This window comes from Pseudomonas sp. 5P_5.1_Bac1, from assembly GCF_025466015.1.
Lineage (GTDB): Bacteria > Pseudomonadota > Gammaproteobacteria > Pseudomonadales > Pseudomonadaceae > Aquipseudomonas.
Genome location: NZ_JANLNX010000055.1, coordinates 160,905 through 183,757, shown reverse-complemented (window position 1 = coordinate 183,757; position 22,853 = coordinate 160,905). Strand labels below are relative to the sequence as shown.

The following is a 22,853-nucleotide window of genomic DNA, read 5'->3' as shown; positions in this document are numbered from 1 at the left end:
GAATCGATCCACGATCTCACCTGCCACAAGGACTAACGCCATGATGCACGCGGATTTGATTGATCAGGACGACTTGGTTGGGCACCTGCGCGCCCTCGGTTTCGAAACACCTTCCGGGGTCAGCGCCGAACAGGCGTGCGAGCACGCGGTGCGCGGACTGAGCGAGCCACAGGCCAAGGCGCTGAAAGGAATGGTCGAGCAGATGTACACCGGCAGCGCGACGATCTTGCCGGCGGTACGTCAGGCGATTGAAAAGCAGTTGTTGCCGGCGCTGGCGGAGTTCAAGGCGGCTCATCGGTAATCGAAGTCGCTCCACAAGCCACTCCAGACCTGTAGGAGCGAGCTTGCTCGCGATGGGGCCAGCGGCCCCAAGAGAATCGCGAGCAAGCTCGCTCTTACAACCTCACACTCGCAAACGTCGACTCGTTCCGCGCCTGGCTCAACGCCGCCATCGGCCCCGCCAGCGGCGAGAGCACCAGCGCCTGCGGGATCGGCATCATCGCCACCTGCTGGGCCGTATTGGAACCCACACGCTCATCCCGCGGCGGAATGCCGAAGTACTCGCGGTAGCACTTGGAGAAGTGCGGCGTGGAGACGAACCCGCACACCGACGCCACTTCGATGATCGACATCGGCGTCTGCTTGAGCAACTGCCGCGCGCGGATCAGGCGCAGCTTGAGGTAGTAGCGCGACGGCGAGCAGTGCAGGTATTTCTGGAACAGCCGTTCGAGCTGGCGCCGCGATACCGAGACGTACACCGCCAGTTCGTCCAGGTCGATTGGCTCTTCAAGGTTGGCTTCCATCAGCGCGACGATTTCCTGCAGCTTCGGCTGGTTGGTGCCGAGCATGTGCTTGAGCGGCACACGCTGGTGATCCTGTTCGTTGCGGATGCGCTCGTAGACAAACATTTCCGAAATCGCCGCCGACAGTTCGCGGCCGTGATCGCGGCTGATCAGGTGCAGCATCATGTCCAGCGGCGCGGTGCCACCGGAGCTGGTGAAGCGGTTACGGTCGAGGGTGAACAGGCGGGTGCTCATGCTCACCCGCGGGAAGGCTTCCTGCATCGCCGCCAGACATTCCCAGTGCACGCTGCAATCGAAACCATCGAGCAGGCCGGCACAGGCCAGCGCCCAACTGCCGGTGCACACCGCGCCGAGGCGTCGCGACTGGCGGGCCTGGCTCTGTAGCCAGGTGACGTGTTCACGGGTCACGGTGCGCTGGATGCCGATGCCGCCGCAGACGATCACGGTGTCCATCGGCGGCGCCTTGTGCATCGCTGCATCGGGGGTGATCTGCAGACCGTCGCTGGCCCAGACCTGGCCGCCATCCACGCTCAGGGTATGCCAGCGATACAGCTCGCGGCCGGACAACTGGTTGGCCATGCGCAGCGGTTCAACGGCGGATGCCAGGGAAATCAGCGTGAAGTTGTCCAACAGCAGGAAACCGATGGATTGGGGCGTGCGGGTTTGGGGTTGGGCCCCGGAGTTGTACGACGTCATCGCGATCTCTCCTCACACAATGCAGGTTGCGCCTCAGGCACGGGCTTTTTTGTATTTACCCCGGTTCGAATGCAGGGGCTTTGCCAATCTCAACGCAAATGCCATGCCTGAAATTGAACAGCTATTCAATAAATCCTGAAAACGACGTCGCGACACGTCTAAAAAGCGCCCTCGACCAGCCGCTCCAGTGAACGGAAAGGGCCGGTCCAGGGCTCATCGGCAGGCGTGGTGAGCAGTTCGGTAGCACTGGCGGGAAAGTTGCCCAGAAGCGACACGAAAGAGTGTCACCTGAGGTAGTACGGAGGGATTTTCAGCGTAGGAAAAACTGGCCTTTCGCCCACGCGCCAAAAGGCGGCGCGGGCGTAGGCAGGTGAGCGAAAACGGCGCAGCGCACTCAGCACTCGATGGCGCTGACCGCCAGACCGCCGCGGGAGGTTTCCTTGTACTTGTCGTGCATGTCGGCGCCGGTATCGCGCATGGTGCGGATCACCCGGTCGAGGGAAATGAAGTGCTCACCATCCCCTCGCAGAGCCATCTGCGCGGCGTTGATCGCCTTGACCGCAGCGATGGCGTTGCGCTCGATGCACGGCACCTGGACCAATCCGCCGACCGGGTCGCAGGTCAGCCCCAGGTTGTGTTCCAAGCCGATTTCGGCGGCGTTTTCCAGTTGCGCCGGAGTCGCGCCGAGCACTTCCGCAAGCCCCGCCGCAGCCATCGCGCAGGCCGAGCCGACCTCGCCCTGGCAACCGACTTCGGCACCGGAAATCGACGCGTTCTTCTTGCACAGGATGCCCACCGCCGCGGCAGCGAGGAAGAAGTCCACCACACAGGCTTCGCTGACTTCATCGCTGAAGCGCATGTAGTAGTGCAGCACCGCAGGAATGATCCCGGCCGCGCCGTTGGTGGGCGCGGTAACCATGCGCCCGCCCGCAGCGTTTTCTTCGTTGACCGCCAGGGCGTAGAGGTTGACCCACTCCATCGCGCTCAGGGTCGAGCCGATCACATTGGGCTTGCCCAGCTCCTGAAGGCTGCGGTGCAACTTGGCTGCGCGGCGTTTCACATTGAGGCCGCCGGGCAGGATGCCTTCGTATTTCAGGCCGCTTTCCACGCAATCCTGCATGGCCTGCCAGAGCTTCATCAGGCCGGCGCGAATCTCCGCTTCACTGCGCCAGACCTTCTCGTTTTCCAGCATCAATTGCGACACGCGCATGTCGTTTTGTTTGCAGCGTTCGAGCAGTTCTTCGGCGCTGTTGAAATCGTAGGGCAGCACGGTGTTGTCGCTGTCCAGCACACCGCTGGCGGCCTGCGCCGCGTCGACCACAAAGCCGCCACCCACCGAGTAATAAGTGTCGCTGTGCAGCTCGCCGTCAGCGCCTTCGGCCACCAGGGTCATGGCGTTGGGATGATAGGGCAGGTTCTCGTCCAGCAGGCGCATGTCGCGCTGCCAGATAAAGGGTACGGGCAGGCGGCCGTCGAGCAGCAGGGTGTCGGTTTCGCGCAGGGTGGCGATGCGGATGCCGATCTGCGACGGGTCGATCGCGTCCGGCCATTCGCCCATCAGGCCCATGATCACGGCGTTGTCGCTGCCGTGGCCGACACCGGTGGCCGACAGCGAACCGTAGAGGCGCACTTCGACGCGGCGCACCTGCTCCAGCTCACCCCGCTCGCGCAGGCCCTGGACGAACAGAGCCGCAGCGCGCATGGGGCCGACGGTATGGGAACTGGACGGGCCGACGCCGATCTTGAACAGGTCGAACACACTGATGGCCATGGCCACGAACCTCCTGATTGGGCAGGCGTACGCAGCCCGGGCACGGAGGCCACAACTGCTACGCTGACTGGGCGGCAATCCGCCGATTCCGCGCATCATCAGGCTTTTGGCACTGCCCCTGACGTCTGCAACCGACTCACTCTTGTCCAGCAACGCCGCCCCTTGCGAGCGGCCTGAAAGCGCCGTTTTTTGCGGCGCAGATGGGGCGAAAGAGCGTTTATCGGGGCCGATGAATCCATATGCGACCTCATTGGCACTGGATGCGACCCTGCCTGTACTGGTTACGACGCACCCTGTAGGCGTTTGTTTTTCGCTGGTAGATGATCGGTATCGACTCGATTGCACGGCACTCGTCCCGCTGTCGCCCGGCAGCCAGGCCCGACCGAATGCAGACATAAAGCACGGCGGTCCCGTGGGACGTCCGAAAAAAAACACTAAGGAGTCCATTCATGAAAGGTTCACCTTCGCTGTTACTGGCCGCGCTACTGAGCCTCCCGGCGCTGGCCCAGGCCGCCGAGCCTGAAGCGTGTCACACCGTCAACTTCTCCGATGTCGGCTGGACTGACATCACCGTGACCACCGCTGTGACCAGCGCCGTTCTCGAAGCGCTGGGCTACAAGACCCGCACCACCATGATCTCCGTCCCGGTGACCTACAAGTCGCTGGCCGACGGCAAGAACATGGACGTGTTCCTCGGCAACTGGATGCCGACCATGGAAAACGACATCAAGCAGTACCGCGATGCCGGCACCGTGGAAACCGTCCGCGCCAACCTGGAAAACGCCAAGTACACCCTCGCGGTCCCGCAGGCGTTGTATGACAAAGGCCTGAAGGACTTCGCCGATATCGCCAAGTTCAAGAAGGAGCTGGACGGCAAGATCTACGGCATCGAGCCGGGCAACGACGGCAACCGCACCATCCAGAGCATGATCGACAAGAACGCCTTCGGCCTGAAAGACGCCGGTTTCAAGGTGGTCGAATCGAGCGAGGCCGGCATGCTGTCGCAAGTCGATCGCGCAGCACGACGCGGCACCGATGTGGTGTTCCTCGGTTGGGAACCGCACCCGATGAACAAGCGCTTCAAGATGCAGTACCTGAGTGGCGGCGATGACTTCTTCGGCCCTGACTTCGGCAAGGCCACCGTGCTGACCAACACCCGCAAGGGTTACACCCAGGAATGCGCCAACGTCGGTCAACTGCTGAAAAACCTGTCCTTCACCCTGGACATGGAAAGCACGCTGATGGGCAACGTCCTCGACGACAAGACCAAACCCGACGCCGCCGCCAAGGCCTGGCTGAAAAACAATCCGCAGGTGCTCGACACCTGGCTGGCCGGCGTAACCACCGTAGACGGCAAACCCGGCCTGGAAGCGGCCAAGGCCAAACTCACGCAGTAAGCACGCCCCCGCGGCGGCACTGACCGCCGCGGGGAGTTTTCGAATCCTTGCAGGTGGACGCTCGCTATCATGCTGATCGATCAAAAAATACCCTTGGGCCAGCACATCGCGGCCTTCGTTGAATGGCTGACCCAACACGGCGCCAATTACTTCGATGCCTTCGCCGCGGCGCTGGAATGGATGATTCACGGGGTGACCGGGGCACTGACCTGGTTCAACCCGTTCGTCCTCATCGGGCTGATCGCACTGGGCGCACACCTGATCCAGCGAAAGTGGGCGCTGACCGCCTTTTGCGTGGCGTCGTTCCTGCTGATCCTCAACCTGGGTTACTGGCAGGAAACCATGGAGACCCTCGCCCAGGTGCTGTTCGCCACCCTGGTCTGCGTGGCCATCGGCGTGCCGCTGGGTATCGTCGCCGCGCACAAGCCGATGTTCTACACCGCCATGCGCCCGGTCCTCGACCTGATGCAGACGGTCCCCACCTTCGTTTACCTGATTCCGACCCTGACCCTGTTCGGTCTGGGTGTGGTTCCCGGGCTGATTTCGACGGTGGTGTTCGCCATCGCCGCGCCGATCCGCCTGACCTACCTGGGTATCCGCGACGTACCCCAGGAACTGCTCGACGCCGGCAAGGCCTTTGGCTGCTCGCGCCGACAACTGCTGTCCCGTATTGAACTGCCCCATGCGATGCCAAGCATCGCGGCCGGTATCACCCAGTGCATCATGCTGTCGCTGTCGATGGTGGTGATTGCCGCGCTGGTGGGGGCCGATGGCCTGGGCAAACCCGTGGTCAACGCACTGAACACTGCCGATATCGCCCTGGGCTTCGAAGCGGGCCTGGCGATCGTCCTGCTGGCAATCATGCTCGACCGTATCTGCAAACAACCCGATGTACAGGTAAGGGGTGAGGCATGAGCATCATTCGCTTTGAAGACGTAGACGTCATCTTCTCCAATCGACCGCGTGAGGCACTCAGCCTGCTAGACCAAGGCCTTACGCGGGAGCAAATCCTCAAGAAGACCGGGCTGGTGGTGGGCGTGGAAAAAGCCAACCTGGACATCAATAAAGGCGAAATCTGCGTGCTGATGGGCCTGTCCGGCTCGGGCAAGTCCAGCCTGCTGCGCTGCATCAACGGCCTCAACACCGTCAGCCGCGGCAAGCTGTACGTCGAGCATGAAGGCTCGCACATCGACATCGCCCACTGCACCCCGGCGGAACTGAAGATGATGCGCACCCAGCGCATCGCCATGGTGTTCCAGAAGTTCGCCCTGATGCCTTGGCTGACGGTGCGCGAGAACATCAGCTTCGGCCTCGAAATGCAGGGCCGCCCGGAGAAAGAGCGGCGCAAGCTGGTGGACGAGAAGCTGGAGCTGGTGGGCCTGACCCAGTGGCGCAACAAGAAGCCCGACGAACTCTCCGGCGGCATGCAGCAGCGCGTCGGCCTCGCCCGCGCCCTGGCCATGGATGCCGACATCCTGCTGATGGACGAACCGTTCTCCGCCCTTGATCCGCTGATCCGCCAAGGCCTGCAGGACGAGTTGCTGGAACTGCAACACAAGCTGAACAAGACCATCGTTTTCGTCAGCCACGACCTAGACGAAGCGCTGAAGCTCGGTACCCGTATCGCCATCATGAAAGACGGCAAGATCATCCAGTACAGCAAGCCGGAAGAGATCGTCCTCAACCCGGCGGACGACTACGTGCGCACCTTCGTGGCTCATACCAATCCGCTCAACGTCCTCTGCGGTCGCAGCCTGATGCGCACGCTGGACCAGTGCAAACGCATCAATGGCTCGGTGTGCCTGGACCCGAGCGGCGATTCCTGGCTCGACCTGGCCGAAGGCAACACCATCAAGGGTGCCCGCCAGGGCGTGAACGGCCTCGACCTGCAGAACTGGGCGCCGGGCGAAGCCGTGGAAGGCCTCGGCCGCAAACCGACGCTGGTCAACGTCAACATCGGCATGCGCGAAGCGCTGCAGATCCGCTACCAGACCGGCAACAAGCTGGTGCTGCAAGAGGACAACCGTGTGGTGGGGATTCTCGGCGACAGCGAGCTGTATCACGCGTTGCTGGGCAAAAACCACGGCTGATCCGCAGAGCCTCATCGCTGCGCTTCGGGGAACCGAACCGCAGCGATGAGGCCCTGAAACAACACCCCGCGGAGATTCCCGCCTATTCTTATCGCGTGCCACTCTTCAGGACGTCCTGCACGCAATGAGACTCTCCACCTTCCGTTCCCTCGATCTGCGCAGCCTGATTCTGCTCCTCGCCCTTTTTTCGGCGCTGGCCACCCTGGCCAACAGCCTGGTGGTCGCCTACGGTGTGCAGCGCGACGCACTGATCCAGTCGACCCTCGAAGCTAACCGCGCCTACGCGGCGAAGGTAGCCTCCAGCATCGACGGCTTTCTGAAATCAGCCCAGTCGCACCTGGACTACAGCGGCCACCTGCTGGTCCGCGACTTCGACAACCCCCTGCTGCTGCGCGCCGAAACCCTGCGGCTGCAGGCTCAGGATGAAGACTTCGATGCCGTGGTCATCACCGATGACACCGGCAGGGTGCTGCAGGTCTACCCCGAAGACCGAAAGATCATCGGCAGCCTGCTGCGCTCCGAAGAAATGCAGCAAGCGGTCAAGGAACGTCGCCCGTTGATCAGCCACGCCTACGAGTCGGCCGGCGGCAAACTGATGGTGTTCATCTCAAGGCCTCTGATCGACCCCGGCGGCAAGTTCCTCGGCGTACTTGGCGGCGCGGTCTACATTCACACCAGCAACGTGCTGAGCGGCCTGATCTCCAGCCACTTCCACCATGACGGCACCTTCGCCTTCGTCGTCGACGAAAACCGACGCCTGCTGCACCACCCCGACGACCCGCGCATCGGCAAGATCCTGGGCGCCAGCAAGACCGTCGATGCCGCGCTACGCGGCGAAAGCGGCAGCATGCAGATGAAAAACTACAAAGGCATCCCGATGCTCGCCGGCTACGCGCCCGTGGCCAGCGCCAACTGGGCCGTGGTCGCCCAGCAACCCAGTGAGCAAGCGCTGGCCACCCTGGGTCAACTGATGAAGAACATGATCATCGACCTGCTCCCGGCCAGCCTCGTGGGAATGGCGCTGCTCTGGGGCGGCGCCCTGCTGATCACCCGGCCACTGCAGCAACTGGCGGTCAGCGCCACACAACTGTCCCAGCCACAGACCACCGAGCAGTTGCGCAAGATCGATGCCTGGTACAAGGAACCGGCGGCCATTCGCCAGGCGCTGATCACCAGCGTGCAACTGATCCAGCAGAAAATCGGCCGGCTGCGCGAGCAAGCCCAGAGCGACCCGATGACCGGCCTCGCCAACCGCCGCGCGATGGATGCCACGCTGGCCCTGTTCGACCAGTCGCAACAGCCCTATTCGGCGCTTGAGCTGGATATCGACTTCTTCAAGCGGGTCAACGACACCTACGGCCACGATGCCGGCGACGTCGCGCTCAAGCAGGTGGCCACGATCATCGCCCGGCATTCCCGCAGCGGGGACCTGGCGTGCCGCGCGGGGGGCGAAGAGTTCGTCCTGCTGCTGCCAGACACCGACCTCAGCGCGGCCTGCGCCATTGCCGAGCGGATCCGCGCCAGCATCGAGACCACCGCCGTGACCGGGGTTGGTCACATTACCCTGTCCATCGGCGTCGGCTGCCGCGGACCGCACGCGAACAGCGCCGCCGAAGTGCTCAAGCAAGCGGACGAGAACCTCTATCGGGCCAAGCAGGGCGGGCGTAATCGGGTGGTGGGGTAGCGGCGTCCCACAGGCTCCGCCGCCATAGATGAAAAAAAGGGCCTCACCGTCACCGGCAAGGCCCTTTGTTCATTTCAGCGATCGGCGATCAGCTATACACCCGCCCCAGCAACTGGCGGTGGCTGTCGAACTGATCCAGCACGTCACGGGTGATCTGGTCAGGCGTGAAGCCCATCAGGTCATATTCCTGACTGCCGTTGTGCAGGTAGACCTCGGCGCGGTAGAAGCGCTGGCGCACTTCGCTTTCGCCTTCCGCCGGTGCTTCGTTCGGCGCGGCCAGGTAGCCGTCCAGGCTCACTTCGTAGACGAAGGGATTGCCCTCTTCCATGGTCACGCGCAGGCCCAGCGACGAACGCGACTGACCGACGCGGGTCTCCACCGTCAGACCCATGCTGCGCAGTTGCTCGGCAGCGTCTTTCAGCGCCGGGCTGACCTGCTTGTCCATGAAGCGCTGGACCATCGCCTGGGTCGGTTGCAGGTCGAGCTGGCTCAGCCGCTCGCTGAAACCACGACGACCGCGCGCGGCCAGTTCGGCCTGTTCCTGCTCGACCTGGCTGTCCTGTTTCATCGCCTTGTACAGGCCGAACATGAACACCACCAGCACCACCGAGAACGGCAGGCCGGCCAGCACCACCATGGTCTGCATCGCCTCGAAGTTGCCGGCGAAGAGCAGGCCGACGGTGACGATGGTGATGATCGCGGACCAGAGGATACGCAGCCAGTGCGGCGCGTCTTCGTCGACGCTGCCGCCTTTGCACGACAGGTTGGCCATCATCACCGCGCCGGAGTCGGCGGGGGTCAGGAACAGCACGAAGCCGACAAACACGGCGACGCCCACGACGATCTTGGCTGCCGGGAAGTGCTCCAGCAGTTGGTAGATCGACATCGACGGCTGCTCCAGCGCCGTTCGTCCCAGCTCCACCGCGCCGTGGTTCATCACCAGGTCCAGGGCGGTGTTACCGAAGATCGACAGCCACGCCAGGGTGAAGCCCAACGGGATCAGCAGCACACCGGCTACCAGTTCGCGCACGGTGCGACCACGGGAGATCCGGGCAATGAACATGCCGACGAACGGACCCCAGGAAATCCACCAGGCCCAATAGAACACGGTCCACAGACCCAGCCAGCGCTCGGACTTGGCCGCATCGCCTTCATAGACGTAGAGGTCGAAGGTCTTGAGGATCGCGCCGTTGAGGTAGTCACCGATGTTCTGCACGAAGCTATTAAGCAGGTGCAGGGTCGGGCCGTTGAGCAGGACGAACAGCAGCAGGCCGCTGAACAGAATGATGTTCAGGTTGGACAGGCGGCGGATGCCGTTTTCCACACCCGACACCGCAGCGATGGTCGCCACCGTGCTCATCACCAGGATCACGATCAGCAGGTTGGTGTTGCTGTGCTCCATGCCGAACAGGTATTCCAGACCCGACGACACCTGCATCGAACCGATGCCCAGGTTGGTCACCAGCCCCAGCAGGGTCACGAACATGCCGAAGATGTCCACGGTATGCCCGGCGGCACCCTTGACCCAACGTTCACCGACCAGCGGGTAAAGCGCCGAGCGCAGGGCCAGCGGCTGGTTGTGACGGTAGGCGAAGTAAGCCACGGCCAGACCGACCAACGCGTAGATCGCCCAGCCGTGCAGGCCCCAGTGCAGGAAGGTCAGTTGCAGGCCGGCGCGGGCCGACTGCAGGCTGGCCGAAGCACCTTCGGGCGGATTGTAGTAGTGATCCAGCGGCTCGGAAGCACCGAAGTACAACAGCGAGATGCCGATGCCGGAAGAAAACAGCATGCCGGCCCAGGCGCCGTAGCTGAAGTCCGGCTTGTCATCCTTGCCGCCAAGCTTGAGCTTGCCGTAGGACGAAAAGGCGATGGCGATGACGAACACCAGGTAGCCACCGATCACCAGCATGTAATACCAACCGAAGCTGCGCGACAGCCAGGCCTGAGCCTGACCGAGCACATGGCCTGCGGTTTCCGGAACTGCGATCAGCAAGGCAGTCAACAACAGGATCAGCAGGGTGGAGGTGAAAAACACCACGCTGTTGACCCGGACCCTCTCGACGGGGGTCTTTATCAGGGAGGCAGAACTCATTGCACGGATGCTCCAGGCGGTGCGTGAGAAAAAGTGAAACGACCCGTTCACCCGCGCAATTGGTGCAATAGCCCTATTGCGTCAGGTGTTATAAAAGCACCTTGAAAAACCGTGGTCCCAAATCGAATGCGTTGAAAAACAGGCTGAAAACCCCGGCTCGAGGGTTGCGCCGCGCGGCCACTGGCCGGTCGGCAAATCTGTTCAACGGTGCGTCTATGCGCGTGAAACACCATGTTTTACGGGGCTCCACGGCTTTCCGGGGTGCCAATTCGTGCCTTCTGACGGGCTCAAAATCCTGTCAATGGCACAAATTGTCGCAGAGCTTATTCTTTGTTGATTGAACGTTCAATCAAAACAAAATAGACTGGCCTTCGCCGAGTCAGCCGCTTGTCGTCTGCTCGCAGGCCTGAGGAGATTTGCCAGATGCCCAAGGTCGGTATGCAACCCATTCGCCGCCAGCAGTTGATCGAAGCCACACTCACGGCTATCGACCAGGTCGGCATGGGTGATGCCAGCATTGCGCTGATCGCCCGTTTGGCCGGTGTGTCGAATGGCATCATCAGTCACTACTTTCAGGACAAGAACGGCCTGATCGCAGCGACCATGCAATATTTGATGACGGTGTTGAGCGAGGGCGTCGCCGCCCGCCGCCAGGCACTCACGGACGACAGCCCGCGTGCCCACCTGCAGGTGATCATCGAAGGCAACTTCGACGCCAGCCAGGTCAATGGCCCGGCAATGAAAACCTGGTTGGCGTTCTGGGCCACCAGCATGCACCAGCCGTCCTTGCACAGGTTGCAGCGGATCAACGATCACCGCTTGTATTCCAACCTGTGCAGCCAGTTCCGCCGAGTGTTGCCGCTGCCCGAAGCACGCAGCGCAGCCCGCGGCCTGGCAGCGTTGATCGACGGTCTGTGGCTGCGCGGTGCGCTGTCCGGAGACGCCTTCGACACCACCCAGGCGCAACAAATCGCTTACGAATACATGGATCTACAACTGGCGAAACAGACGAGCCCGGACGTACAGAACCAGGCCTCTGAAACCCCGCGCAGCAAGACCCGAAAGAAATCGGGAGTCGCCGCCGGATAGCCAAAACACATTGCACTTGCGAGGACACTATGGCCCGTTTCGAAACGCAAAAACTCTACATTGATGGTGGTTATGTCGACGCTGGCAGCGATGCCACCTTCGAAGCCATCAACCCGGCCAACGGCGAAGTCCTCGCCCATGTGCAACGTGCTACCGAGGCTGACGTCGAGCGCGCGGTGGAAAGCGCCGAACGTGGCCAGAAAGTCTGGGCCGCGATGACTGCCATGCAGCGTTCGCGCATCCTGCGCCGCGCCGTCGACATCCTGCGCGAGCGCAACGACGAACTGGCCGCCCTGGAAACCCTGGACACCGGCAAGTCCTACTCGGAAACCCGCTACGTCGACATCGTCACCGGCGCCGACGTGCTGGAATACTACGCAGGCCTGGTCCCGGCCATCGAAGGCGAGCAGATCCCGCTGCGCGAATCGTCGTTCGTCTACACCCGTCGCGAGCCGCTGGGCGTCACCGTCGGTATCGGCGCGTGGAACTACCCGATCCAGATCGCCCTGTGGAAATCCGCCCCGGCCCTGGCCGCCGGCAACGCGATGATCTTCAAGCCGAGTGAAGTCACCTCGCTGACCACCCTGAAACTGGCCGAGATCTACACCGAAGCCGGCCTGCCGGACGGCGTGTTCAACGTCCTCACCGGCAGCGGCCGCGAAGTCGGCACCTGGCTGACCGAGCACCCGCGCATCGAGAAAGTCTCCTTCACCGGCGGCACCGTCACCGGCAAGAAAGTCATGGCCAGCGCCTCCAGCTCCTCGCTGAAGGAAGTGACCATGGAACTGGGCGGCAAATCGCCGCTGATCATCTGCGAAGACGCCGACCTCGACAAAGCGGCCGACATCGCCATGATGGCCAACTTCTACAGCTCCGGTCAGGTCTGCACCAACGGCACCCGCGTGTTCGTTCCGGCATCCTTGAAGGCCGCTTTCGAAGCGAAAATCGTTGAACGTGTCGCCCGCATCCGCGTCGGCAACCCGGAAGACGAGAACACCAACTTCGGCCCGCTGGTCAGCTTCGCGCACCTGGAAAACGTCCTCGGCTACATCGCCAAGGGCAAGGAAGAAGGTGCCCGCGTCCTGTGTGGCGGCGAGCGTCTGACCGACGGCGAATTCGCCAAGGGCGCCTTCGTCGCGCCGACCGTGTTCACCGACTGCCGTGACGACATGACCATCGTCAAGGAAGAGATCTTCGGCCCGGTCATGAGCATCCTCAGCTACGAAACCGAAGAAGAAGTGATCCGTCGCGCCAACGACACCGAATACGGCCTGGCCGCTGGCGTCTGCACCAACGACATCAGCCGCGCCCACCGCATCATCCACAAGCTCGAAGCCGGCATCTGCTGGATCAACGCCTGGGGCGAGTCGCCGGCGGAAATGCCGGTCGGTGGCTACAAGCAATCCGGCGTCGGCCGCGAAAACGGCGTCAGCTCGCTGGCCCAGTACACCCGCATCAAGTCGGTACAGGTCGAGCTGGGTTCCTACACCTCGGTGTTCTAAGCGCCCTTTTGTAGCCGCGCCCGGTCCTTGCTGGCCGGGCGCCTCCCGCTCTCCCCGCCTCCTGCCCAATGAGGGAACTGAACATGTCCCATATTTTCGACTACATCATCGTCGGTGCCGGCTCGGCCGGTAACACCCTGGCGACCCGCCTGACCGAAGACGAAGGCGTCACCGTCCTGCTGCTGGAAGCCGGCGGCCCGGACTACCGCGCCGACTTCCGCACCCAGATGCCGGCCGCGCTGGCCTTCCCGCTGCAAGGCCGCCGCTACAACTGGGCCTACGAGACCGATCCCGAGCCGCACATGGACGGCCGCCGCATGGAATGTGGTCGCGGCAAGGGCCTGGGCGGTTCGTCGCTGATCAACGGCATGTGCTACATCCGCGGCAACGCCCTGGACTTCGACGGCTGGGCCAAGCTGCCCGGCCTTGAAGACTGGACCTACCTGGACTGCCTGCCGTATTTCCGCAAAGCGGAAACCCGCGACATCGGCCCGAACGACTACCACGGCGGCGACGGCCCGGTCAGCGTGGCCACGCCGAAAGCCGGCAACAACCCGCTGTTCCACGCCATGGTCGAAGCCGGCGTGCAGGCCGGTTACCCGCGCACCGAAGACCTCAACGGCTACCAGCAGGAAGGCTTCGGTCCGATGGACCGCAGCGTGACCAAGAACGGCCGTCGCTCCAGCACCGCCCGCGGTTACCTGGACACCGCCAAGAAGCGCTCGACCCTGACTATCGTCACCCACGCCCTGAGCGACCGCGTGCTGTTCGAAGGCAAGCGCGCCGTTGGCGTGACCTACCTGGTCGGCGCCAGCGAAGAGCGCGTGGAAGCCCGTGCGCGCAAGGAAGTCATCGTCTGCTCCGGCGCCATCGCCTCGCCGCAACTGCTGCAACGTTCCGGCGTCGGCGCCCGCGCGCTGCTGGAAAGCTTCGACATTCCGGTGGTCCATGACCTGCCGGGCGTCGGCGAAAACCTTCAGGACCACCTGGAGCTGTACCTGCAATACGCCTGCACCCAGCCGGTGTCGCTGTACCCGTCGCTGTTGTGGTGGAACCAGCCGGCCATCGGTGCCGAGTGGCTGTTCAAAGGCACCGGTATCGGCGCCAGCAACCAGTTCGAGGCCGGTGGTTTCATTCGTACCCGTCCGGAATTCGAATGGCCGAACATCCAGTACCACTTCCTGCCGGTGGCGATTAACTACAACGGCTCCAATGGCGTGAAGGAACACGGCTTCCAGGCGCACATGGGCTCGATGCGTTCGCCGAGCCGTGGCCGTATCCAGTTGAAGTCGAAGGATCCGCGCCAGCACCCGAGCATCCTGTTCAACTACATGGCGACCGAGCAGGACTGGCAGGAATTCCGCGACGGCATCCGCCTGACCCGCGAAATCATGGCCCAGCCGGCGCTCGACGCTTACCGTGGCCGCGAAATCAGCCCGGGCGAGCACGTGCAGACCGATGAGCAACTGGACCAGTTCATCCGCGAGCACGCCGAGACCGCGTTCCACCCGTCCTGCTCCTGCAAGATGGGCGACGACGAGATGGCGGTGGTAGACGGCCAGGGCCGAGTGCACGGGATGGAAGGACTGCGAGTGGTCGATGCGTCGATCATGCCGATCATCATCACCGGCAACCTCAACGCCACGACGATCATGATCGCCGAGAAAATCGCCGACAAGATCCGCAATCGCCAGCCATTGCCGCGCAGCACCGCCAAGTACCATGTGGCCAATGGCGCACCGGTGAAGGGCAAGCCGGCTCGCGAGTTCAAACAGGGTTGAGTGTATTTGGGCCTGCTTTAGGCGCCTAACCGTCGCGATCAGGCCAACACATGAAAGGCACCTCCCGCAGGTGCCTTTTCTACATCTGCGGAAACGCTTTACAGCCCGCCAATTCATCAGGTTAGAATCGGTTGGCACGCGACCTGCTTATCAGTCAGGTCCTCTTCCCCGCGATGTCCCGGAGTAACGCCTTTGGATGCGAGCACCATCAACAGCCTGTTCTTGATCGGCGCTTTGCTGGTGGGTGCAAGTATTCTGGTCAGCTCGCTGTCGTCACGGCTGGGCATCCCTATCCTGGTCATCATCCTCGCGGTCGGCATGGTCGCGGGTGTCGATGGTGGCGGGATCATCTTCAACAACTACCCCGTCGCCTACCTCGTGGGCAACCTGGCGCTGGCCGTGATCCTGCTGGACGGCGGTCTGCGCACCCGGGTGGCAAGTTTCCGCGTGGCACTCTGGCCGGCATTGTCGCTGGCAACGGAGGGCGTGCTTATCACCACCGGCCTCACCGGCATGGCCGCGGCCTGGCTGTTCGACCTGAACCTCATGCAAGGCCTGCTGATCGGCGCCATCGTCGGCTCCACCGACGCCGCGGCGGTGTTCTCGCTGCTGGGCGGCAAGGGCCTGAACGAACGGGTCACCGCCACCCTGGAAATCGAGTCCGGCAGCAACGACCCGATGGCAGTGTTCCTCACCGTCACCCTCATCGACATGATCGCCAGCGGCCAAACCGGCCTGCACTGGAGCCTGTTGCTGCACCTGGTGCGCGAATTCGGCATCGGCGGCGTGCTCGGCCTGGGCGGCGGCTGGCTGATGCTGCAACTGGTCAACCGGATGAACCTGGCCGGTGGCCTCTACCCGATTCTGGTGATCGCCGGCGGCCTGGTGATCTTCTCCATGACCAACGCCCTGCACGGCAGCGGCTTCCTCGCCGTCTACCTGTTCGGCCTGGTGCTGGGCAACCGCCCGATCCGCAGCCGCCACGGCATCCTGCACATGCTCGACGGCATGGCCTGGCTGTCGCAGATCGGCATGTTCCTGGTCCTCGGCCTGCTGGTCACGCCCCACGACCTGCTGCCCATCGCCCTGCCGGCGCTAGCCCTGGCGCTGTGGATGATCCTGTTCGCCCGGCCGCTCTCGGTGCTGGTCGGCCTGCTGCCGTTCAAGGCCTTCCATGGCCGCGAAAAAGCCTTTATTTCCTGGGTTGGCCTGCGCGGCGCGGTGCCGATCATTCTCGCCGTGTTCCCGCTGATGGCCGGCCTGCCCCAGGCCCAGCTGTACTTCAACCTGGCGTTCTTCATCGTGCTGGTCTCGCTGCTGGTGCAGGGCACCAGCCTGCCGTGGGTCGCGCGCCTGCTGAAAGTGACCGTACCGCCGGACCCGGCGCCAATCTCGCGTTCGGCCCTGGAAGTGCACATCACCAGCGAGTGGGAGCTGTTCGTCTACCGCCTCGGCGCGGAAAAATGGTGCATCGGCGCTGCCCTGCGCGAGCTGAAAATGCCCGAAGGCACCCGCATCGCCGCCCTGTTTCGCGGCCAGCAACTGCTCCATCCGTCGGGTAGTACGGTGCTCGAAGTCGGCGACCTGCTCTGCGTGATCGGTCACGAACACAACCTTTCGGCCCTCGGAAAACTGTTCAGCCAGGCGCCGCAACGTGGCCTCGACCTGCGCTTCTTCGGCGACTTCGTGCTCGAAGGTGACGCAGAACTGGGGGCTGTAGCCGCGTTGTACGGTCTGCAACTCGACGGCCAGGACCCGCAAATGCCGCTGGCACACTTCATCCAGCAGAAGGTCGGCGGTGCGCCGATCGTCGGTGACCAGATCGAGTGGAACAACACGACCTGGACCGTTGCTCTGATGGAAGGGAACAAGATCCAGAAAGTGGGGATCAAATTCCCGGAAGGTAGCCGACCCGGCCCCGGGTTGTTCCTCTAAACTTCAGTCTTTCCAGCCTGGTTGCACGAATTTTCTGCCTATGTCACTGCGCACACTCTCCTGCGCGGCCCTGCTCGGGCTGTGCCTGTCTCTCTCCTTCGCCTTCGCGGCGGAGCCACCCACCACCGCCAGCGTCCAGCACAGCCTCGACAAGATCGCCGAGCGCAAACTGCCGGAGGCCGACCAGAAAGCGCTGCAACAGGTGCTCGAACAGACCCTGTCGCTTCTGGCCAGCAAGGACGACTACGACAAGCGCCTGACCGCGCTCAAGCAGCAACTGGCCGACGCACCGAAGCAGACCGCCGAGAACCAGCGCGAACTGGCCAGGCTGCTGGCCAGCAAGTCGGTCCCGGTGGCCCAGCGCTACGCCGCGATGAGCGTGCCGCAGCTGGAACAGGTGCTCTCCGAGCGCACCACCGAGCAAGGTGAACTGCAAAAGGCGCTGTCCGAAGCCAACAGCCTGATCATCAATTCCCAGACCCGCCCCGAGCGCGCCCAGGCCGAGATCAGCAACAACCAGACCCGCAGCCAGCAGATCAACACCAGCCTCAAGCTCGGCAAGGACGGCGGCAAAGCCCTCTCCGCCGACCAGCGCAATCAGCTCAATGCCGAGCTGGCTTCGCTCAATGCCCTGACCCTGCTGCGCCGCCAGGAACTGGCCGGCAACAGCCTGCTGCAAGACCTCGGCAACAGCCAGCACGACCTGCTGATCGAACGCGCCGCGCGCATGGAGCAGGAAATCCAGGACCTGCAGACGCTGATCAACGAGAAGCGCCTGGCCCAGTCGCAGCAGACCGTCACCGAACAATCGATCGAGGCGCAGAAGGCCGGCGGCAGCACGCTGCTGGCCACCGAAAGCGCCGCCAACCTCAAGCTCTCCGACTACCTGCTGCGCAGCACCGACCGCCTCAACGAACTGACCCAGCAAAACCTCCAGGCCAAGCAGCAACTGGACAGCCTGACCCAGGCGGACCAGGCCCTCGACGAGCAGATCAGCGTGCTCAAGGGCAGCCTGCTGCTGTCGAAGATCCTCTACAAACAGAAGCAGGCGCTGCCGCACCTCAAGCTCGACCGCGACCTGGCCGACCAGATCGCCGACATCCGCCTCTACCAGTTCGAGGTCAACCAGCAGCGCGAACAGATCAGCACGCCGAGCCAGTACGTCGACAAACTGCTGGAAAACCAGCCGGCCGAACAGGTCACGCCGAACCTGCGCAAGGCCCTGCTGGAAGTCGCGATCACCCGCTCCGACCTGCTGGAACGGCTGAACCGCGAACTGAGCGCGCTGCTCAACGAATCCATCACCCTGCAACTGAACCAGAAGCAACTGCTGAGCACCGCGCAGAACCTGCGCGCCACCCTCGACGAACAGATGTTCTGGATTCCCAGCAACAAGCCGCTGGACCTGGAATGGCTGCGCAGCGTCCCCGAGCGCCTGCAAAAACAGGTGGTGAGCCTGCCGTGGGGCGCCGGGATCAACGAACTGGCCGACGGCCTGCTGCAACGCCCGCTGCTGTTCCTGCCGTTGCTGCTGCTGATCGGCGCTCTGCTCTGGCGGCGCAAATACCTGTATCAGCAACTGAGCAAGGTCCACGGCGACGTCGGCCACTTCAAGCGTGACAGCCAGTGGCATACGCCCCAGGCCATCCTGATCAACATCCTCCTGGCGCTGCCGGTCAGCCTGTTCCTGGCGCTGTGCGGCTACGCGCTGCAGATCGACGCCCGTGGCCAGAACGCCAACCTCGGCGCCGCGCTCTGGCAGATCGCCCAGGCCTGGCTGGTGTTCTACACCGCCTATCGGGTGCTGGCCCCGGGCGGCGTCGCCGAGCTGCATTTCCGCTGGGAAAAACCGCAGGTCGAGTTCCTGCGTAGCTGGATTCGCCGCCTCGGCACCGTGGTCCTGGCCCTGGTGGGCGTGGTGGCGGTGGCCGAGCACCAGCCGTCGGCGCTGGCCGATGACGTGCTGGGCATCGGCGTCGTACTGACCTGCTACGCACTGATGGCCTGGCTGCTCAGCCGCCTGCTGCTGAGCAGCCCGACCCACCGCAACACCTCGCTGTTCCGCAAGGCCGTGGGCGTGGCGTTCACCGCACTGCCGATCGCGCTGTTCGTCGCCGTGTGCTTCGGCTACTACTACACCGCGCTGAAACTCACCGACCGGCTGATCGACACCCTGTACCTGCTGATGTTCTGGCTGGTGATCGAAGCCGCCTTCGTCCGCGGTCTCGCCGTGGCGGCGCGGCGCCTGGCCTACCAACGGGCGCTGAGCAAGCGCCAGGCGGTCAAGGAAGGCCTGGACGGCGAAGTGGTGGTGGAAGAGCCGACCCTGGACATCGAACAGGTCAACCAGCAGTCGCTGCGCCTGATCCGCCTGGCCCTGCTCGGTGGCTTCCTCGCCGCGCTGTACTGGGTCTGGGCCGACCTGATCAGCGTGTTCGCGTACCTCGACAACATCACCCTGTACGAATACACCAGCGGCACCGGCGCGAGCATGAGCATGGTGCCGATCAGCCTCGGCGACCTGATCGGCGCCCTGGTGATCATCGGCATCACCATCGCCCTGGCCGGCAACCTGCCGGGGCTGCTGGAAGTGCTGGTGCTGTCACGCCTGAACCTGGCGCAAGGCAGCGCCTACGCCACCACCACCCTGCTCTCCTACGTGATTGCCGGGGTTGGTTTCGTCTCGACCCTGTCGGCCCTCGGCGTGAGCTGGGACAAACTGCAATGGCTGGTGGCCGCGCTGTCGGTGGGCCTGGGCTTCGGCATGCAGGAGATCTTCGCCAACTTCATCTCCGGCATCATGATCCTGTTCGAGCGCCCGGTACGGATCGGCGACACCATCACCATCGGCAACCTGTCGGGCACGGTGAGTAAGATCCGCATCCGCGCCACCACCATCACCGACTTCGACCGCAAGGACATCATCGTCCCGAACAAGACCTTCATCACCGGCCAGTTGATCAACTGGTCGCTGACCGACACGGTCACCCGGGTAACCCTCAAGCTCGGCGTCGACTACGGTTCGGACCTGGACCTGGTGCGCACCCTGCTGTTGCAGGCGGCCAATGAAAACCCGCGGGTGCTCAAGGAGCCGGCGCCGATCGTCTACTTCCTCAACTTCGGCGAAAGCACCCTGGACCACGAACTGCGCATGCACGTGCGTGACCTCGGCGACCGCAACCCTGTGCTGGACGAGATCAACCGCTACATCAACAAGGAGTTCAAGCGGCAGCACATCAACATCTCGTTCCGCCAGATGGAGATCTACCTGAAGAACACCCAGGGCCAGGAGTACAAGCTGGTCCCGACCGAAGCCAAGGAAAAAACCATCCTGCCGCCACCGGAAAACCACGACGGCGCGGCGGACAACAAGCCCGCCTGACTGGACGCCAACGGCCATACCCTTGCAGAATGCTCAGGTTTTCCCAAGGAGATGGCCGTTGAAAGCCCTCGACGAACTGACCTTCGACAATCGCTTCGCCCGCCTGGGCGATGCGTTCTCTACCTCGGTGCTGCCCGAGCCGCTGGACGACCCGCAATTGGTGGTCGTCAGCGAGGCCGCCATGGCCCTGCTCGACCTTGAGCCCACCGAGGCCCACTCCCCCGTCTTCGCCGAAATCTTCAGCGGCCACAAGCTGTGGTCCGAGGCCGAGCCGCGGGCGATGGTTTATTCCGGCCACCAGTTCGGCTCCTATAACCCGCGCCTGGGTGACGGGCGCGGGCTGTTGCTCGGTGAAGTGCGCAACGACGCCGGCGACACCTGGGACCTGCACCTCAAAGGCGCCGGCCAGACGCCCTGGTCGCGTATGGGCGACGGCCGCGCGGTGCTGCGCTCCTCCATCCGCGAGTTCCTCGCCTCCGAAGCGCTGTTCGCGCTGGGCATTCCCAGCAGCCGGGCCTTGTGCGTGATCGGTTCGAGCACCCCGGTGTGGCGCGAAACCAAGGAAAGCGCGGCCATGCTGCTGCGCATGGCGCCGAGCCATATCCGCTTCGGCCACTTCGAATACTTCTACTACACCCGCCAGCCGGAGCAGCAGCGCATCCTCGCCGAGCACGTGCTGAACCTGCATTTCCCGGAATGCCGCGACGCTGACGAGCCGTACCTGGCCATGTTCCGCACCATCGTCGAGCGCAACGCGGAGCTGACCGCCAAGTGGCAGGCCTACGGCTTCTGCCATGGCGTGATGAACACCGACAACATGTCGATCCTCGGCATCACCTTCGACTTCGGTCCGTTCGCTTTCCTCGATGATTTCGACGCCGGCTTCATCTGCAACCACTCCGACGACCAGGGCCGCTACAGCTACAGCAACCAGGTGCCGGTCGCCCACTGGAACCTCAGCGCGCTGGCCCAGGCGCTGACGCCGTTCATCAGCGTTGAGGCGTTGCAGGAAAGCCTTGGGTTGTTCCTGCCGCTTTACGAGGCGCACTACCTCGACCTGATGCGCCGCCGCCTCGGCCTGACCACCGCGGAAGATGACGACAAGGTACTGATCCAGCGCCTGCTGAGCCTGATGCAGCCCGGCGCGGTGGATTACACGCTGTTCTTCCGCAAGCTGGGTGACCAGCCGGTGGAACAGGCGCTGAACGTGGTGCGGGATGATTTCATTGATTTGGCGGGCTTTGATGGCTGGTCAGCGGATTACCTGGCCCGCGTGGCGCGGGAACCCGATAACGCCAGCGGGCGGCGCGAGCGGATGCATGGGTTGAACCCGCTGTACATCCTGCGCAACTATCTGGCGCAGCGCGCCATCGAAGCGGCGCAGGGCGGGGATTTCTCGGAAGTGCGGCGGCTGCATGAAGTGCTGACCCGGCCGTTCGAGGAACAACCGGGGATGGAAGCCTATGCCGAGCGGCCGCCGGAGTGGGGCAAGCATCTGGAGATCAGTTGTTCTTCCTGAGCTAGCGCCGACCGCACATCGCGACGGTTCGGCGCCCCGACAAGCTCGCCCCTACAAACCTGCGCCCCTGCGCCATCCGCAAATCGCGAGCAAGCTCGCTCCTACAGGTCACACCAGCTCAGAATCCTGTAGGAGCGAGCTCGCTCGCGATCGATCTTCAGGACAAAACAGCTCTCAAGCGTTCTCTTCAAGCAACGAATGCAACTCAACAAACTGCTGAGTCAGCTTATGCCGCGGCTCAAGGTGAATCAGCGGCAGATTGGCCTCATGTGACTCACGCATCTTCACCGAGCTGTTGAGGTACACCGGCAACACCGGCAAGCCCTCGGCCAGCAGCTCATCAAGCATCTGCTGCGGCAGGCTCGCACGGGGCTGGAACTGGTTGACCACGATCCCCTCGACCTGCAGGTCTTCGTTGTGGTCTTCCTTCAGCTCTTCGATTTCCGCCAGCAGCCCATACAGCGCCTGACGCGAGAAGCTGTCGCAGTCGAAGGGAATCAACACGCGGTCGGCAGCAATCAGCGCGGACACCGCATAAAAGTTCAGCGCAGGCGGGGTATCCAGGTAGATCCGGTCGTAATCCTCGGCCAGCTCATCGAGCAACTTACGCAGCTTGTTGATCTTGTGCTTGGCCTCAAGCTTGGGCTGCAAGTCGGCCAGCTCCGCGGTAGCGGTAACCACGTGCAGGTTGTCGAACGGCGTTTCGTAGATATCGACCTTGTTCTTCTTGGCAAACGGCCCGGAAGACAGGGTCTGCTTGAAGAAGTCGGCAATCCCCATGGGAATGTCCTCGCCGGTGAGGCCGGTGAGGTACTGGGTGGAGTTGGCCTGGGCATCCAGGTCGATCAGCAGGGTCCGATAGCCTTCATTGGCACTCACCGCCGCGAGATTGCAGGCGATGCTGGACTTGCCCACGCCACCTTTCTGATTGAACACCACGCGCCGCATGGAAAGACCTCCGTGTATCAGGGAATGTCCGAGTATGTGATTCCGCCACCGACTTGACCAGCGCTGTGACGCTCAAGAATCGGGGCAGCCGACCGACAACCCGATACCACCGCCTGTCGGGAAAGCTCCGCGCCCGGAAATACCACGGGCAAGCTGGGGTCTGA

At 63.2% G+C, this 22,853-nt stretch carries 15 protein-coding genes; 11 read left to right on the top strand and 4 right to left on the bottom strand.

Going from position 1 to position 22,853, the window contains the following annotated elements:
* The first annotated feature begins 40 nt into the window (after positions 1-40).
* The gene (locus NTD82_RS12070; protein WP_095156276.1) at positions 41-301 is read left to right on the top strand and encodes a hypothetical protein; all 261 of its coding nucleotides are present in this window, start codon (positions 41-43) and stop codon (positions 299-301) included.
* 94 nt (positions 302-395) lie between these two features.
* Here NTD82_RS12070 and NTD82_RS12065 read toward each other — a convergent pair whose 3' ends face one another.
* Both NTD82_RS12065 and NTD82_RS12060 read right to left on the bottom strand, forming a co-directional pair.
* A complete protein-coding gene (locus NTD82_RS12065) occupies positions 396-1,499 on the bottom strand; it encodes a GlxA family transcriptional regulator (protein WP_095156277.1) in 1,104 nt (367 codons plus the stop codon).
* A 394-nt stretch (positions 1,500-1,893) separates the two neighbouring features.
* Entirely contained in the window at positions 1,894-3,270 is a 1,377-nt protein-coding gene (locus NTD82_RS12060; RefSeq protein WP_110970385.1) for an L-serine ammonia-lyase, read from the bottom strand.
* Positions 3,271-3,719: 449 nt separating this feature from the next.
* Between NTD82_RS12060 and NTD82_RS12055 the strand changes: the two genes are divergently transcribed.
* From NTD82_RS12055 to NTD82_RS12040, 4 genes are all read left to right on the top strand, one after another.
* Complete coding sequence (locus tag NTD82_RS12055; protein ID WP_095156279.1) at positions 3,720-4,667, top strand: choline ABC transporter substrate-binding protein; 948 nt, start codon at positions 3,720-3,722, stop codon at positions 4,665-4,667.
* 66 nt (positions 4,668-4,733) lie between these two features.
* Positions 4,734-5,582, top strand: coding sequence for a choline ABC transporter permease subunit (gene choW, locus NTD82_RS12050; RefSeq protein ID WP_175652826.1), 849 nt, complete (start codon positions 4,734-4,736; stop codon positions 5,580-5,582).
* Positions 5,579-6,757: a choline ABC transporter ATP-binding protein gene (gene choV / locus NTD82_RS12045; RefSeq protein ID WP_110970383.1), complete on the top strand. Its 1,179-nt coding sequence runs from the start codon at positions 5,579-5,581 to the stop codon at positions 6,755-6,757. Before choW ends, choV begins: the two co-directional genes overlap by 4 nt.
* A 124-nt stretch (positions 6,758-6,881) precedes the next feature.
* On the top strand, positions 6,882-8,441 hold the full coding sequence (locus NTD82_RS12040; protein ID WP_262128893.1) for a sensor domain-containing diguanylate cyclase: 1,560 nt from the start codon (positions 6,882-6,884) through the stop codon (positions 8,439-8,441).
* An 88-nt stretch (positions 8,442-8,529) separates the two neighbouring features.
* On the opposite strand, the gene NTD82_RS12035 is transcribed toward NTD82_RS12040, so the two are convergent.
* Positions 8,530-10,476, bottom strand: a complete 1,947-nt coding sequence (locus NTD82_RS12035) for a BCCT family transporter (protein ID WP_262128941.1) — start codon at positions 10,474-10,476, stop codon at positions 8,530-8,532.
* Between the two features lie 480 nt (positions 10,477-10,956).
* On the opposite strand from NTD82_RS12035, the gene betI reads away from it, so the two are divergent.
* From betI to selO, 6 genes are all read left to right on the top strand, one after another.
* Positions 10,957-11,622: a transcriptional regulator BetI gene (gene betI, locus NTD82_RS12030; protein WP_262128892.1), complete on the top strand. Its 666-nt coding sequence runs from the start codon at positions 10,957-10,959 to the stop codon at positions 11,620-11,622.
* 29 nt (positions 11,623-11,651) lie between these two features.
* On the top strand, positions 11,652-13,124 hold the full coding sequence (gene betB, locus NTD82_RS12025) for a betaine-aldehyde dehydrogenase (RefSeq protein ID WP_262128891.1): 1,473 nt from the start codon (positions 11,652-11,654) through the stop codon (positions 13,122-13,124).
* Between the two features lie 83 nt (positions 13,125-13,207).
* Positions 13,208-14,905 (top strand): choline dehydrogenase, encoded by a 1,698-nt coding sequence (gene betA, locus NTD82_RS12020; protein ID WP_262128890.1) that lies wholly within the window; start codon positions 13,208-13,210, stop codon positions 14,903-14,905.
* Positions 14,906-15,097: 192 nt separating this feature from the next.
* A complete protein-coding gene (locus NTD82_RS12015; RefSeq protein ID WP_262128889.1) occupies positions 15,098-16,840 on the top strand; it encodes a potassium/proton antiporter in 1,743 nt (580 codons plus the stop codon).
* A 40-nt stretch (positions 16,841-16,880) separates the two neighbouring features.
* Complete coding sequence (mscK, locus tag NTD82_RS12010; protein WP_262128888.1) at positions 16,881-20,222, top strand: mechanosensitive channel MscK; 3,342 nt, start codon at positions 16,881-16,883, stop codon at positions 20,220-20,222.
* 58 nt (positions 20,223-20,280) lie between these two features.
* The gene (selO, locus tag NTD82_RS12005) at positions 20,281-21,741 is read left to right on the top strand and encodes a protein adenylyltransferase SelO (protein ID WP_262128887.1); all 1,461 of its coding nucleotides are present in this window, start codon (positions 20,281-20,283) and stop codon (positions 21,739-21,741) included.
* A gap of 174 nt (positions 21,742-21,915) precedes the next feature.
* On the opposite strand, the gene NTD82_RS12000 is transcribed toward selO, so the two are convergent.
* Positions 21,916-22,689, bottom strand: a complete 774-nt coding sequence (locus tag NTD82_RS12000) for a ParA family protein (RefSeq protein WP_175652732.1) — start codon at positions 22,687-22,689, stop codon at positions 21,916-21,918.
* Positions 22,690-22,853 lie beyond the last annotated feature (164 nt).